Origin of the sequence: Mycobacterium sp. 1423905.2 (genome assembly GCF_001673155.1) — a bacterium.
Lineage (GTDB): Bacteria > Actinomycetota > Actinomycetes > Mycobacteriales > Mycobacteriaceae > Mycobacterium.
The window spans coordinates 1-14,286 of record NZ_LZLE01000329.1; the positions used below are offsets into that span (position 1 = coordinate 1).

Below are 14,286 nucleotides of genomic sequence, written 5' to 3' on the forward strand. Positions count from 1 at the left end.
TCCACCTTTTCCAGCAACCCCAGCGCGCGTTCGACGAACATCGGGTTGGGGTCGATGATCAGCGCGGTGGCGCCGGCGTCGGAAAGCACGTAAGCGTGGTCGTCCAGCGAGCCGAGCGGGTGCAGGGCGGTGCGCCGGTATCCCTGGGTCTGGCTGGCGCCCAAGATCATCAGCACTTCGGGTCGGTTGAGCGAGAGCAGGCCGACGGTGACGCCGGTGCCGGCGCCCAGCGCCTCGAATGCCTGGATGTACTGGCTGATCCGCTCGGCGAGCTGACCGCCGGTCAGCGTGGTGTCGCCGAGGAACAGCACCGGCCTGTTCTTGTGGCGCTTGAGCGCGCCCACCAGCAGATGTCCGTTATGGGTCGGGTTGCGGAGCAGATCGTCACTCATGTGCAAAGACTAGAACGTGTTGCAATTCCGGTCAGCCCTACCCTCCAAACACGCCCATCACCACTAGCCTTACTGCTCATGGCCGCCGCAGACGTCGTCATCACCGGAACCATCCTGACCGTCGACGACGCACGCCCGACCGCCGAGGCGCTGGCCGTGGCGGACGGCCGGATCCTCGCCGTCGGTGACCGCTCCGACGTGGCCGGTCTGATCGGTCCCGACACCCAGACCGTCGACGTCGGGAACGGGTGCGTCATGCCGGGTTTCGTTGAGGCACATGGGCATCCGCTGATGGAGGCGATTGCGCTGTCGGACCGCCTGGTCGACATCCGACCGGTCACCCTGCGCGACGCCGGGCAGGTGGTGCAAGCGGTCCGCCGGGAGGCCGCGCTTCGCGGTGCGTCGGGGGCCTACCTGAACGGCTGGGACCCGTTGCTGCAGCTCGGACTTCCCGATCCGACGCTGGGCTGGCTCGACGACATCGCCCCTGACGGGCCGCTGGTGATCATGCACAACTCCGGGCACAAGGCCTTCTTCAATTCCCACGCCGCGCGCCGCGCTGGTCTGACCCGCGACACCCCCGATCCGAAGGGCGCCAGATACGGCCGCGACGCCGACGGGGAGCTCGACGGCACCGCCGAGGAGACCGGTGCGGTTTTCCCGCTGCTCAGCGGCGCCATCCAGCTCAGCGACTACCCGGCGATGCTGCTGGCCGAATGCGCGCGCCTCAACCAGGCGGGGCTGACCACGTGCTCGGAGATGGCGTTCGACCCGTCGTTTCGGCCGCTGGTCGAGCAGTTGCGTGACCGGTTGACGGTGCGGCTGCGCACCTACGAGATCTCCAACACTCAGCTGGCCACCGACGCCACCCCCGGTCAGGGCGACGACATGCTGCGCCAGGTCGGCATCAAGATCTGGGTCGACGGCTCGCCGTGGATCGGCAACATCGCCCTGTCGTTTCCGTACCTGGACACCGAGGCCACCCGCACCATCGGGGTGCCGCCCGGCTCCTGCGGCTGCGCCAACTACACCGCCGAACAGTTGACCGAGATCGTCGAGGCGTACTTCCCGGGGGGCTGGCAGATGGCGTGCCATGTCCAGGGCGACGCCGGCGTCGACACCATCCTCGACGTCTACGAACAGGCGCTGCGCCGACACCCGCGCGCCGATCACCGGTTGCGGCTGGAACATGTCGGCGCCATCCGCCCCGAGCAACTCCGCCGAGCCGTCGAACTCGGTGTCACCTGCAGCATCTTCGTCGACCAGATCCACTACTGGGGCGACGTCATCGTCGACGGCCTGTTCGGACCGGAACGCGGCTCGCGTTGGATGCCCGCTGGATCGGCGGTGGCCGCCGGCATGCGCATCTCCCTGCACAACGACCCACCGGTCACCCCCGAGGAGCCGCTGCGCAACATCAGCGTGGCGGCCACCCGGACCGCGCCCAGCGGACGGGTGCTCGCCCCCGAGGAGCGACTGACCGTCGAGCAAGCGATCCGCGCCCAGACCATCGACGCCGCCTGGCAACTGCAGGCCGACGAGGTGATCGGCTCGCTAGAGGTCGGCAAGTACGCCGACCTGGTGGTGCTGTCGGCCGATCCGCGGACCGTGCCGGCCGACCAGATCGCCGACCTGCAGGTGCGCGCCACCTATCTGGCGGGTCGCCAGGTGTACGCGCCGTGACCCCCGCGCTGGACGACCTACTGGAGCGCCTGCACGTCGTCGCCCTGCCGATGCGGGTGCGCTTCCGGGGCATCACCACTCGTGAAGTAGCGCTGATCGACGGGCCGGCCGGCTGGGGCGAGTTCGGCGCCTTCCCGGAATACGGTCCGGCCGAGGCCACCCACTGGCTGGCCGCGGGCATCGAATCCGCCTACCGCCCGGCGCCGCCGGTGCTGCGCGAGCGCATCCCGATCAACGCCACCGTGCCCGCCGTGACCCCCGCCCAGGTGCCCGACGTGCTGGCCCGCTTTCCCGGCGCCGGCACCGCCAAGGTCAAGGTCGCCGAACCGGGACAGACGCTGGCCGACGACGTCGCGCGGGTCAACGCCGTGCGGCGGCTGGTCCCGACCGTGCGGGTGGACGCCAACGGCGGCTGGACCGTCGACCAAGCGGTACGGGCCGCGGCCGCGCTGAGCGCCGACGGGCCGCTGGAATACCTCGAACAACCCTGCGCCAGCGTCGCTGAACTCGCCGAACTGCGTCGACGCCCGGACCTGCCGCCGATCGCGGCCGACGAAAGTATCCGTAAGGCGCAGGATCCGCTGGCCGTGGTCCGCGCCGGCGCCGCCGACATCGCGGTGCTCAAAGTCGCCCCGCTGGGCGGTGTTTCGGCCCTGCTCGCCATCGCCGAACAGATCGACATCCCGGTCGTCATCTCCAGCGCGCTGGACTCCGCCGTTGGGATTGGCCGCGGATTGCTGGCCGCCGCGGCGCTGCCGCACCTGCACCACGCCTGCGGCTTGGGCACCGCAGGCCTGTTCGTCGACGACGTCACCGCGCCCGTCGTCCCGGTCGACGGCACCCTTGCGGTGGGTCCCGTCGTGCCCGAGGCCGCCCGGTTGCAGGCCCTGGCGGCGCCCCCGCGGCGGCGACAGTGGTGGATCGACCGGGTCAAGGACTGCTACCCGCTGCTTGTACCGTCGTCCGGGTGATCAACCTGGCTTATGACGACAAGGGAACCGGTGAGCCGGTTGTCTTTATCGCCGGCCGCGGCGGTGCCGGACGCACCTGGCAGTTACACCAAGTGCCCGCCTTTCTGGACGCCGGATATCGCTGCATCACCTTCGACAACCGCGGCATCGGCGCCACCGAAAACGCCGAGGGATTCACCACCCAGACAATGGTGAACGACACCGCGGCGCTCATCGAAGCTCTCGACATCGCGCCCGCGCGGGTGGTCGGGGTGTCGATGGGCTCGTTCATCGCCCAGGAACTCATGGTGGTGCGCCCCGAACTGGTCAGCTCCGCGGTGCTGATGGCCACCCGCGGCCGGCTGGACCGCTCGCGGCAGTTCTTCCACCAGGCCGAGGCCGACCTCGACGCGGCCCGAGTGCAGCTGCCGGCCACCTACGACGCGAAGAACCGGTTGCTGGAGAACTTCTCCCGCAAAACCCTCAACGACGACGCCGCCGTGGCCGACTGGATCGCCATGTTCAGCATGTGGCCCACCAAGCTCACCCCGGGTTTCCGCGCCCAGCTCGACGTCTCCCCGCAGACCAACCGCCTGCCGGCCTACCGCAACATCGCCGCGCCGGTGCTGGTGATGGGTTTCTCCGACGACGTCGTGACGCCGCCGTACCTGGGCCGGGAAGTGGCCGAAGCGTTGCCCAACGGGCGGTTCCTGCAGATACCGGACGCCGGCCATCTCGGGTTCTTGGAGCGGCCGCACGCGGTCAACGCCGCGGTGCTCAAGTTCTTCGCGGGAGTCAAGGGCTGAGGCCGGCGATATGGGCTCCTTGGCCGGTTGTGCCACTCTGGACAGATGAACCCCTCGACGACACAGGCCCGCGTCGTCGTCGACGAATTGATTCGCGGCGGAGTCCGCGACGTCGTGCTCTGCCCGGGTTCGCGTAACGCGCCGCTGGCCTTCGCCTTGCAGGACGCCGACCGGGCCGGCCGGTTGAGGCTGCACGTGCGCATCGACGAACGCACCGCCGGCTATCTGGCCATCGGATTGGCCGTCGGGGCCGGCGCGCCGGTGTGCGTCGCGATGACCTCGGGCACCGCCGTGGCGAACCTCGGTCCGGCCGTGATCGAGGCCAACTACGCCCGCGTGCCGCTGATCGTGCTCTCGGCCAATCGGCCCTACGAATTGCTGGGCACCGGCGCCAACCAGACCATGGAGCAGCTGGGCTACTTCGGCTCCCAAGTCCGCGCCACCATCAGCCTCGGCCTGGCCGAGGACGCCTCCGAACGCTTGGCGGCGCTCAACGCGACCTGGCGGTCGGCCACCTGCCGCGTCCTGGTGGCCGCCACCGGGGCGCGCACCGCCAACGCCGGCCCGGTGCAGTTCGACATCCCGCTGCGCGAACCGCTGGTGCCCGACCCGGAACCGCCCGGCGCCGCCATCCCGCCGGGACGCCCCGACGGCAGGCCGTGGACCTACACCCCGCCGGTCACCTTCGACCAGCCGCTGGACATCGACGTCACACCCGACACCGTCGTCATCGCCGGGCATGGCGCCGGCGTACACCCCAACCTGGCCGAGTTACCGACCGTCGCCGAACCGACGGCGCCGGCCCCGCAAAACCCGCTGCACCCGCTGGCGCTGCCGTTGCTACGGCCCCAGCAAGTGATCATGTTGGGCCGTCCGACGCTGCACCGACCGGTCTCCAAATTGCTTGCAGACGCCGAGGTGCCGGTGTTCGCGTTGACCACCGGGCCGCGCTGGCCGGACGTCTCGGGCAACTCCCAGGCCACCGGCACCCGTGCCGTCACCTCCGGTGCGCCCAACCCGGCGTGGCTGCAGCGCTGCGCCGAACTCAACCGGCACGCGGTGACCGCGGTACGCGGCCAGCTCGCCGCGCATCCGCTGACCACCGGACTGCATGTGGCCGCGGCCGTCGCCGACGCACTGACCCCCGGCGACCAGCTGGTGCTCGGTGCCTCCAACCCGGTGCGCGACGCGGCGCTGGTCGGCCTGAACAACCACGGCATCAAGGTCAGGTCCAACCGCGGCGTGGCCGGCATCGACGGCACCGTCTCCACCGCCATCGGCGCGGCCCTGGCCCACGAACGCGCCGGTGACCCGGACCGGCCGCCGCGCACCGTCGCGCTGATCGGGGACCTGACCTTCGTCCACGACAGTTCGGGGCTGTTGATCGGTCCCACCGAACCCACCCCGCGCGACTTGACCATCGTGGTCTCCAACGACAACGGCGGCGGCATCTTCGAGCTGCTCGAGCAGGGCGACCCGCGGTTCTCCGATGTGTCCCAGCGCATCTTCGGCACCCCGCACGACGTGGATGTCGGCGCGCTATGCCGCGCCTATCACGTGGAGAGCCGGCAGATCGAGGCCGAGCAACTGCACGAGGCCCTGGACGAGCGCGGGGCGGGGCTGCGGGTGCTGGAGGTCAAGGCCGACCGGTCTTCCCTGCGCCAGTTGCACGCCTCCATCAAGGCAGCTTTGTGAAGTCGCCGAAAGCCTTGTGGCGCATCCTGATTCACGGCACCAGCGAGGATATGCCAGACACCCGGTCCCGGATCGTGGTGCGCTGGGTGCGCATCGCGGTGCTGATCGTGACGGTCCTGGTCACCTTGCAGTCGGTGCTGCTGGTGGCCGGGGCCTGGCGCAATGACCTGGCCATCGACCGCAACATGGGTGTCGCCCAAGCCGAGGTGCTCAGCGCCGGCCCGCGGCGCTCCACCATCGAGTTCGTCACCCCTGACCGCGTCACCTACCGGCCCGAACTGGGGGTGCTGTATCCCTCTGAGCTGGCCACCGGGATGCGGATCTACGTCGAATACAACAAGAGGGATCCCAACCTGGTCCGCGTGCAGCACCGCAACGCCGGCCTGTCGATCATTCCCGCCGGGTCCATCGCGGTGGTGGCCTGGGTGACCGCCGCGATCGCGCTGGTGGCGCTGGCGCTGCTGGATAAGCGGCTGACGCGTTAATTTCGCGCCGCGTACGCCAGTCGGCAACCTCCGCGACAGGCGGCGCTGAAACCGTGGTGGCGTGCGCGTTGCGATTGTCGCCGAATCCTTCCTGCCCCAGGTCAACGGCGTCAGTAACTCGGTGGTCCGGGTGCTCGAGCACTTGCGACGCACCGGGCATGAGGCCCTGGTCATCGCGCCGGACGCGCCGCCGGGGGAGCCCCGCGCCGACCGGTTGCACGACGGCGTACGGGTGCACCGCACCCCGTCGCGGATGTTCCCCAAGGTCACCACGCTGCCGCTGGGTGTGCCCACCCCGCGCATGGTCGGCGTGCTGCGCGGATTCGACCCCGACGTCATCCATCTGGCCTCCCCGGCCCTGCTCGGCTACGGCGGGGTGCGGGCCGCGCGCCGGCTGGGCGTGCCGACGGTGGCCGTCTATCAAACCGACGTACCGGGATTCGCGGCCAGTTACGGCATCGGCGTGACGACACGAGCGGCGTGGGCGTGGTTCCGCCATCTGCACAACCTTGCCGACCGCAACCTGGCACCCTCCACACCGACGATGGAAGCCCTTGCCGCGCAACGTATCCCGCGGCTGCACCGATGGGCCCGCGGTGTCGACCTGATCCGGTATGTGCCCTCGGCGCGCGACGAGGCGCTGCGTCAGCAGTGGTCGCCGCACGGCAAGCCGATCGTCGGCTTCGTCGGGCGACTGGCGCCGGAAAAGCACGTGGAGCGGCTGGCGGTGCTCGCCGCCCGAGACGGCGTGCAACTGGTCATCGTCGGTGACGGGGTGGACCGCCGCAAACTCGAAAAGGCAATGCCCAATGCCGTTTTCACCGGCGCGCTGTACGGCCAGGAACTCGCCACCGCCTATGCCAGCATGGACGTTTTCGTGCATCCCGGTGAACACGAGACGTTCTGTCAGGTCGTGCAGGAAGCGCTGGCGTCGGGGTTGCCGGTGATCGCGCCCGACGCCGGCGGCCCGCGCGACCTGGTCACCCCACGCACCGGTCTGTTGCTGCCGGTCGCCGACTTCGAAGCGCGGCTGCCCGCCGCGGTCGACCACTTGCTCGCCGAACGCCACCGTTACGCGCTGGCGGCGCGGCGCAGCGTGCTGGGCCGCAGCTGGCCCGCTATCTGCGAGGAACTACTCGGCCACTACGACGCCGTGGTGGCCGAGCCGCGACGCGCCGGCATGCTGCGGCGTTACGCCTAGTCTCCCTGCGCCAACTCGGCAACGGGCTGCCACTGCTCCCAGGTGCGCAGCCGGCTTTCGTAGTCTTCCCGAGCCAGCTGCAGCGGCCCGGAGCCGAAGAACACCCGCAACGGCGGCTCCTCGGCGTCGACCACCTTGAGTACGGCGGCCGCCGACGCCGACGGGTCTCCCGGCTTAGCCCAGCGCTGACTGCGCCATTCGTCCTGCTGGGCGTGCACCTCGGCATAGTCGGGCAGCCGTTCGGCGCGCTTGGACGACGACCCGGACCAGTCGGTGTCGAAACCGCCCGGCTCGATCAACGTGACGTGCACCCCGAACGACGCGACCTCTTGGGCCAGCGCCTGAGAGAAGCCCTCCAGCGCCCACTTCGACGCGTGGTAGATGCCGACATCGGGAAAGGCCGTGATGCCGCCGATCGAGGACACCTGAATGATGTGCCCGCTGCGCTGGGCGCGCAGGTAGGGCAGCGCGGCCTGGGTGACCCACAGCGCCCCGAACACGTTGGTTTCGATCTGATCGCGCGCCTCCTGCTCGGAGACCTCTTCGATGAACCCGAATTGGCCGTAGCCGGCGTTGTTGACCACGATGTCCAGCCGCCCGAAATGGTCGTGGGCCTGCTTGACCGCCGCGAAGTCCGCCTCGCGGTCGGTCACGTCCAGGCCAATGGGCAGCAGCGCGTCGCCGAAGCGCTGCACCACGTCGTCCAGTGTCGCGGTGTTACGCGCCGTGGCGGCGACCTTGTCGCCTCGCTCCAACGCGGCGATCGCCCACTGGCGCCCGAAACCGCGTGATGTACCGGTGATGAACCAAACTTTTTCGCTCACGGTTTCTTGCAACGCATCGACCGGCGCGGCATTCCCGCGCGGTAGCGTCGACAAGATGAGCCGCGCCGCCCTCGACAAGGACCCCCGCGACGTCGCGTCCATGTTCGACGGCGTCGCCCGACGCTACGACCTGACCAATACCGTGCTCTCGCTGGGGCGCGACCGGCGCTGGCGACAGGCCACCCGGGCCGCATTACAGGTCCGGGCGGGACACAAGGTGCTCGATCTGGCCGCCGGTACCGCTGTGTCCACCGTGGAGTTGCAGAAATCCGGTGCCTGGTGTGTGGCCACCGACTTCTCCGTGGGGATGCTCGCCGCCGGAGCCGCGCGGCAGGTGCCCAAGGTCGCCGGTGACGCCACCAAGCTGCCGTTCGCCGACGAGGTGTTCGACGCCGTCACCATCAGCTTCGGGTTGCGCAATGTCGCCGATCAGCAGGCGGCGCTGCGCGAGATGGCCCGCGTCACCCGGCCCGGCGGGCGGCTGGTGGTGTGCGAATTCTCAACTCCGACAAGCAAATTGTTCGCCACCGCTTACAAGGAGTATCTGATGCAGGCGTTGCCGCGGATGGCGCAAGCGGTGTCCAGCAACCCCGAGGCCTACGTCTATCTCGCCGAGTCGATTCGGGCCTGGCCGGACCAGGCGACGCTGGCACACGAGATCTCGAGGGCTGGCTGGGCGGCGGTGCGGTGGCGCAACCTGAGCGGAGGCATCGTGGCACTGCACGCGGGGTACAAACCCCTGCGCTGAAGACGGATTACGACGTGCCCGCGCGCTGCAGGAAGCCGGCCGCCTCCGGGCAGTAGTGGTCGATCGCGGCGCCGAGGAATTGGAAGGCCTGCCCCTGTGTGGTGCCGCGCGGCAGGTTGTGCTGGATGAACGTCGCCGACTTGTAGGCGTCGCCATCCACTCCACGGCCTACCCGTTCGCAGCTGATCTTGGCCAGCCAGGCGTTGTAGTCCTGCGGACCGTAGATGCCGTAGCCGTTGAGGGTCCTGTTGAAGACCTGGTCGTAATCGTCGGCTTGCGCCGGAGCGGCTAATGCAATGGTGGCGGCTGCCAAGGCGACGCCGGCAGCGAAGCTCGTCCCCTTCATTAGCCTGACTATACTCCCGCGTCGAGGTGGGCGGATAGCAGCCAACCGCCCATCGAGACCAGCCCGTCGCGCTCCTCGCGGACCTCGGTCATGCCCATCTGCGCGAAGAAGTCCTTGGAGCCCCTGGCGTAGAGGCGGGCGGGGCGAATCTCCTCGACCACCCAATACTTGGAGACGGTCTCGCGCAGTTCCTCCTCGGTGACCGCGTTGATCGGCCCTTCGGGCACCGCGGCCTTGTCGAACACCAGCACGAAGTAGGACGCGGCGGTGTTGGCCGCTCGGGAGATCGACCGGAGATATCCCTCGCGCAACTCGACCGGCATGGAGTGGAACAGTGTGCTGTCCACGACGGTGTCGAATATCCCGTCGTACCCGTCGAAGTCGCTGATGTCGGCGACCTCGAACTTGGCGTCGGTCAATCCCCGGCGCTGCGCCTCCTTGCGGGCCAGTTCGATGGCAGTGGGCGAGGAGTCGAGCCCGACCGTGATGTGACCACGCTCAGCCAGCGCCAGCGACAGGGCGGCCTCCCCGCACCCGGCGTCCAGCACCACCCCGCGAATCTTGCCCTGCTCGATCAACGCGGCCAGCTCCGGCTGCGGTTCGCCGATGCTCCACGGCGGCCGCACCCCCTCGCCGAGATCGGCGGACTCGCCGCGGTAGGCCGATTCGAAATCCGGTGACTCAGTCATGTAGTCAGGTATAACAAGCCCGCGGATTACATGTCAAAGAGGTTGATATATTGCTAGCCGTTCTGGTCCTGGCTGGTCCGCAACGTCAGGTACCGCATCACCGCGGGCGGCTGGGTCTGGACGGCAACGGGTTTGGACATGCGGCCCTCGGCAACCGCCGCTCGCAAGTTGGCCTGGGCGGTCTGAACATCGGTGTCGATCTCATACAGCGTGATGAACGAGTCCCCGTCGGTGTCGAAGCGGCGGGCCGACACGAAGCCATCCACCGCGAGCATCTCGGGCAGGTGGACTTCGTCGTGCCACCGGTGATACTCGTCGACCAGATCGGGTGATTCGGGTCTGGTTTCGACGAACAACAGCGACTTGGTCATAACGTGCTTCCTGTCTTCGCGTCGGTCTACTGGATCGGCTCGTCGCCCAGCACGGTGGTGCGCAACATTTCGCGCGCCGAGTTGGCGTCGTAGGGGGCCGCGCGGTGCAGCACGCCGCGGTTGTCCCAGATCACCATGTCACCCACCGACCAGGAATGGCTGTACACCCGGTCGGGCACGGTGGCGCGTTGGAGCAGCTCGTCGAGCAGTGCACGGCCCTGCTCGAGGTCCATGCCCACCACGTAGTCGGCCGAGGCGCCCAGCACCAGGGACTTGCGGCCGCTGCCGTGGGTCCAGACCAACGGATGTTCATGCGTGCGCCGAGAACGCCAGCGGGCCAACACTTCCGGCGTCGGGTCGGGGGTGACCCGCCGCTGCGACGCTTCCAGCGAGTGCACCACGCGCAAGGTGGCGAACCGGTCCTTCTCCTCATCGGTCAGGGCGTCGTAGGCGGCGTAGGAGTTGGCGAATTCGGTCTCGCCACCCGATTCGGCGACCTGTACGGCCGTCAGGGCGGTGGCCTTCTGCGGGTATTCGTTGCCGGTCGGGGTGCATCCGTCGATGTGCCAGTCGAAGGTTGCCTTCAGGTAGTCCGCGGAGGAGTTCTTGGATTTGTCCAGCGTGATCGGATAGATGCCGGCCACCGGGTGATGCCCGTCGGAGGAGTGGTCGATCTCACCGAGGTGGCGACAGAAGGCCACCTGGGCTTCGGGCTCGAGGTGCAGACCGCGAAAGACTAGAACACCGTTGTCTTCCAGAGCGTCCAGAATGGCGGCCGCGACGGTGTCCTCGGCTTCCAGATGTTGCGGATCCAGGCCGCCGACTTCGGCGCCGACGGACTCGCTGAGCTTGGTGATGGTCAGCAGACCCATGATTGTCCTTCCTGCAGAAGCATGCGCGCTCAGGGCACCGGTTCGTCGGTGCGGATCATGACCGCGTCGGCGGCGTCGGTCGGGGTGGTCTGGTGCATGATCTCCACCGCCATGGCGACCATGATCAGCGAATAGATCAGGTGCAGCAGGTTGGTCACCTCGTCGGGAAGGTCATCAAGCGGGAACTTGTCGCAGTACTCGATGGCCTCTTCCAGGCGCGGAAAGAACGCGTCGTAGAACTCGTGCATCTGCGGCATGGTGCTCGACAGCCGTCTGTTCCAGCGCTCGGTCTCGGTGGCCAAGCACCAGATCTGCGCGTAATCCTCCAGTTCGGCGAAGGCGCTGGGTAGCAACGTTTCCGGCATGTCACACGCCCACCGATGCCGGGGCGGTGTGCCGCTGGTAGGCCGTCACCCAATCGACGACGACGTTGTGCAGATGGCGCACCAGGATTTCCTGGTCGTTGAGCGGAAAGTCTTCGACGATGCCGTATTCCAACGCGGCTTGGGTGCCGCCGAGCATGCCGGCGTCCTGCAGAGCGAACTCTTTGAGCACGACGGCGGCCACTTCGTGTTCGATGCGTTCCCGCACGGTGCGGGCCGGTTGGAAGTACGTGTACGCCTCGAAACGGTGGGTGTTGTAGGAAGTGGGCCAATACCGGTAGAGCAGGTACCAGCCCCCGTAGATCAAGATCTCGGTGTTGGGGAAGATCTGGAAGTTGCTGATTCCCCAGGGCTCGACGCCGCCCGGGTTGAGGCCCCCGGGGAGCTCGCCGAGGTCCGGGGTGCGCCACGGGCCGACCAGCCCGCTGCGAGTAGCCCGCTCGATTGGGTACATGAACTCCTCGGGCAGCAGCCAGCGACGCCGCCCCGCGGTCGACACCAGCCGGTGCGGGCCGTCCAATTGGAAATGCCCACAAGTGAATCCGGCGTTGGGGTCACGAACCTCCGGGGGCACCTGCTGAGGGTGCAGTGCGGGAACGTGGTAGTACTCCTGGAAGGCGTCGGCGAAGATCTTCCAATTGCTGTTGTTGTGCGCGACCCACTCGTAGCGTTCGGTCAGCTTTTCGAACGGGTAGCCGTCCAGGCCGGTGATCATCGGACCGAGGAATTCCCGCAGCGTTTGCCGCGGCTCGGGGTCGAAGTTGATGAATACGAACCCATTCCAGATGTCGCAGTGCACCGGTTTGAGGCCGTAGGCGCCCGCGTCCAGGTCGAAGAATTCCGACTCTTGCTGCACAAAGGTCAACGCACCGTCGAGGCCGTAGCGCCAGCCGTGGTACTTGCAGGTGAACTGTCGGCAGGTGCCGCGCGTCTGTTGATCGGGAAAGTCGTTCCACACCAACTTGTTTCCGCGGTGACGGCAGACGTTGTAGAAGGCGCGTATCACTTCGTCGCGGCCCTTGACCAGGATGACCGAGACGCGCGCGACCTCGATCTCCTTGGTGACATAACTTCCGACGCGGGGCAGCTCTTCGACTCGCGCCACGTTGAGCCACGCGCGCTTGAACACCGCCTCGCGTTCCAACTCGTAGAACTCCGGTGAGGTGGAGTCCCGGAAAGAGACTGGGCCGGTGCCCAATTCCGGGTAGTGCTCGGTCCAGGATCCTTCCGCCGGACGGCCCGATCGTGTCATCAGTTCGCTCCTTTCACATCACCGCTCCGCCGTTGACGCCCAGCACTTGGCCGGTGATGAAAGCCGCTTGATCCGAGCACAAAAACCCGACCGCTGCGGCGATGTCGGCGCCGGTGCCCAGGTGGCCGATCGGGATGTTGCTGGCGATCTCTTCGTTGGACTTGAGGTATCCGGCCGCCTGCGCGTGATGCTGCATCGGCGTCTCGATGCCCGACGGCGGAATGTTGTTGACGGTGATTCCCGCGGCGGCGTATTCGCGGGCCAGGGATTTGGTGAGGGTGATCACCGCGCCTTTCGAGGCCGCATAGTGGGCGGCGAACGGGGAACCGCGTTGCGCGCTGGACGAGGAGATCATCACGATGCGTCCCCAGTTCGCGGCGACCATGTCGGGCAACGCCACCTGACAACAGTGGAACGTGCCGGTCAAGTTGACGTCGATGATCTTCGTCCACGAGTCGACGGTGATCTCGGTGAACGGCGCGAAACCGAACATTCCGGCGCAGGTCACCAACACCAGGGCCGGTCCTAATTCGCTGCGCACCTTGGCGAATGCCTGCTCCACACCGGCTCGGTCGGCGACATCGGTCGCGATCCCGATGGCCGGGACGCCCTGTGCGCGAAGATTTTCCGCGACTCGTTGCGCCGCTTGCTCGTTGAGGTCCAGCACGGCGATCTGGTGGCCGAGTCGGCCGAGTTCGTGGCACGTGGCCTCGCCGATACCGGAGGCGCCGCCGGTCACCACGGCAACCCGGGCGCTCATTCGTAGACCACCCGGACCGTGCGGCTGGTCGGCAGGGCCTGGCAGGTAAGCACCCATCCTTCGGCCAGCTCGTCATCGTCGAGCGCGTCGTTGTTGATCATTCGGGCGCAACCTTCGATCAGCCGGGCCATACATGTTCCGCAGGAACCGGTTTCGCAGGACGACGGGGGCTGCAACCCGGCCATCCGGGCGGTTTGCAGCAAGGTGTCACCCGCGCAGTAGGGCACCGTGATCGAGCGCCGGTCCAGTTCAATGGCCACCTCCTCGGTGACGACGTCTTTGGCGGCGGTACGCGAGGACTCATGCATCGCCGACTAGGTTATCAACTACTTGCGATTGATATCAAGTACTAGAGACACGGGCGTGCGGGCGCCGTCAGTTCTCCGGGTTGTCTTTGAAAAGCTCATGGCCGGTGCCCTTCTCCACCACACGCGCCAGTAACTCGCGCAAGGTCTCCTGCTCGTCGGGAGTCAGCACCCCGAACACCTGCTCGTGGGCCGCGACGGCCTCGGCGAGCACGGTGGCGACCACATTCCGCCCTTGGTCGGTCAAGTAGGCCTGCAGGATGCGTTTGTGTTGCGGGTCTTGCTTGCGCTCCACCAGGCCTTGGCGTTCCAGGGCGGTAAGAGCCAACTGGACCCCCTGTGGGCTGATCAGCAAGCGCCGGGCCAGTTCGGCCCCGGACAGGCCCGGCTCGTTGGAAAGTTGGCGCAGCACACCGATCTGCGCGGTACTGACCCCGTGGGCGCTAATGGCGTCGTTGACCGTGGTCAGGGAGAAGTAGAAGGCCTGCTTAAGCAGCCACAGCAGGTTCTCGGTGAGCTCCATG

17 protein-coding genes and 1 pseudogene are annotated in these 14,286 nt (G+C 67.7%); 7 read left to right on the top strand and 11 right to left on the bottom strand.

The genetic code is table 11. From position 1 onward, the window contains the following. A partial coding sequence (locus A9W95_RS22455) for an AMP-binding protein (RefSeq protein ID WP_156746347.1) occupies positions 1-392 on the bottom strand: 392 nt, incomplete at its 3' end. Positions 393-470: 78 nt separating this feature from the next. On the opposite strand from A9W95_RS22455, the gene A9W95_RS22460 reads away from it, so the two are divergent. From A9W95_RS22460 to A9W95_RS22485, 6 genes are all read left to right on the top strand, one after another. Next, positions 471-2,075: an amidohydrolase gene (locus A9W95_RS22460; RefSeq protein WP_067418011.1), complete on the top strand. Its 1,605-nt coding sequence runs from the start codon at positions 471-473 to the stop codon at positions 2,073-2,075. A gap of 50 nt (positions 2,076-2,125) precedes the next feature. Continuing rightward, on the top strand, positions 2,126-3,046 hold the full coding sequence (locus A9W95_RS22465) for an o-succinylbenzoate synthase (protein ID WP_253851736.1): 921 nt from the start codon (positions 2,126-2,128) through the stop codon (positions 3,044-3,046). Then, positions 3,043-3,831, top strand: coding sequence for an alpha/beta fold hydrolase (locus A9W95_RS22470; RefSeq protein WP_067418016.1), 789 nt, complete (start codon positions 3,043-3,045; stop codon positions 3,829-3,831). Before A9W95_RS22465 ends, A9W95_RS22470 begins: the two co-directional genes overlap by 4 nt. Before the next feature lie 45 nt (positions 3,832-3,876). After that, complete coding sequence (gene menD / locus A9W95_RS22475) at positions 3,877-5,526, top strand: 2-succinyl-5-enolpyruvyl-6-hydroxy-3-cyclohexene-1-carboxylic-acid synthase (RefSeq protein ID WP_067418019.1); 1,650 nt, start codon at positions 3,877-3,879, stop codon at positions 5,524-5,526. Continuing rightward, entirely contained in the window at positions 5,523-6,011 is a 489-nt protein-coding gene (locus A9W95_RS22480; RefSeq protein ID WP_156746348.1) for a DUF3592 domain-containing protein, read from the top strand. The genes menD and A9W95_RS22480 overlap by 4 nt, the downstream gene beginning before the upstream one ends. Positions 6,012-6,072: 61 nt before the next feature. Further along, a complete protein-coding gene (locus A9W95_RS22485; RefSeq protein WP_067418021.1) occupies positions 6,073-7,212 on the top strand; it encodes a glycosyltransferase family 1 protein in 1,140 nt (379 codons plus the stop codon). Here the strand turns inward: A9W95_RS22485 and A9W95_RS22490 are convergent. Further along, a complete protein-coding gene (locus A9W95_RS22490) occupies positions 7,209-8,036 on the bottom strand; it encodes an SDR family oxidoreductase (protein ID WP_067418174.1) in 828 nt (275 codons plus the stop codon). The two genes, A9W95_RS22485 and A9W95_RS22490, sit on opposite strands and share 4 nt — an antisense overlap. A 55-nt stretch (positions 8,037-8,091) precedes the next feature. On the opposite strand from A9W95_RS22490, the gene A9W95_RS22495 reads away from it, so the two are divergent. Continuing rightward, complete coding sequence (locus A9W95_RS22495; RefSeq protein WP_067418024.1) at positions 8,092-8,784, top strand: demethylmenaquinone methyltransferase; 693 nt, start codon at positions 8,092-8,094, stop codon at positions 8,782-8,784. Between the two features lie 7 nt (positions 8,785-8,791). Here the strand turns inward: A9W95_RS22495 and A9W95_RS22500 are convergent, their stop codons facing one another. From A9W95_RS22500 to A9W95_RS22540, 9 genes and pseudogenes are all read right to left on the bottom strand, one after another. Then, entirely contained in the window at positions 8,792-9,130 is a 339-nt protein-coding gene (locus A9W95_RS22500) for a DUF732 domain-containing protein (protein ID WP_067418028.1), read from the bottom strand. An 8-nt stretch (positions 9,131-9,138) separates the two neighbouring features. Beyond that, positions 9,139-9,819 (bottom strand): class I SAM-dependent methyltransferase, encoded by a 681-nt coding sequence (locus A9W95_RS22505; protein ID WP_067418031.1) that lies wholly within the window; start codon positions 9,817-9,819, stop codon positions 9,139-9,141. A gap of 53 nt (positions 9,820-9,872) precedes the next feature. Further along, positions 9,873-10,190 (bottom strand): hypothetical protein, encoded by a 318-nt coding sequence (locus A9W95_RS22510; protein WP_067418034.1) that lies wholly within the window; start codon positions 10,188-10,190, stop codon positions 9,873-9,875. A 26-nt stretch (positions 10,191-10,216) separates the two neighbouring features. Further along, positions 10,217-11,062: a TauD/TfdA family dioxygenase gene (locus A9W95_RS22515; protein ID WP_067418037.1), complete on the bottom strand. Its 846-nt coding sequence runs from the start codon at positions 11,060-11,062 to the stop codon at positions 10,217-10,219. Positions 11,063-11,091: 29 nt separating this feature from the next. Continuing rightward, a complete protein-coding gene (locus A9W95_RS22520; RefSeq protein WP_067418040.1) occupies positions 11,092-11,427 on the bottom strand; it encodes a hypothetical protein in 336 nt (111 codons plus the stop codon). A 1-nt stretch (position 11,428) separates the two neighbouring features. Beyond that, complete coding sequence (locus tag A9W95_RS22525; protein WP_067418043.1) at positions 11,429-12,697, bottom strand: aromatic ring-hydroxylating dioxygenase subunit alpha; 1,269 nt, start codon at positions 12,695-12,697, stop codon at positions 11,429-11,431. A 13-nt stretch (positions 12,698-12,710) separates the two neighbouring features. Beyond that, the gene (locus A9W95_RS22530; RefSeq protein ID WP_067418046.1) at positions 12,711-13,457 is read right to left on the bottom strand and encodes an SDR family NAD(P)-dependent oxidoreductase; all 747 of its coding nucleotides are present in this window, start codon (positions 13,455-13,457) and stop codon (positions 12,711-12,713) included. After that, positions 13,454-13,735, bottom strand: a pseudogene (locus A9W95_RS22535) (2Fe-2S iron-sulfur cluster-binding protein); the annotation flags it as partial. The pseudogene A9W95_RS22535 and the gene A9W95_RS22530, both read right to left, overlap by 4 nt. A 97-nt stretch (positions 13,736-13,832) precedes the next feature. Next, positions 13,833-14,285, bottom strand: coding sequence for a MarR family winged helix-turn-helix transcriptional regulator (locus A9W95_RS22540; RefSeq protein ID WP_067418051.1), 453 nt, complete (start codon positions 14,283-14,285; stop codon positions 13,833-13,835). Position 14,286 lies beyond the last annotated feature (1 nt).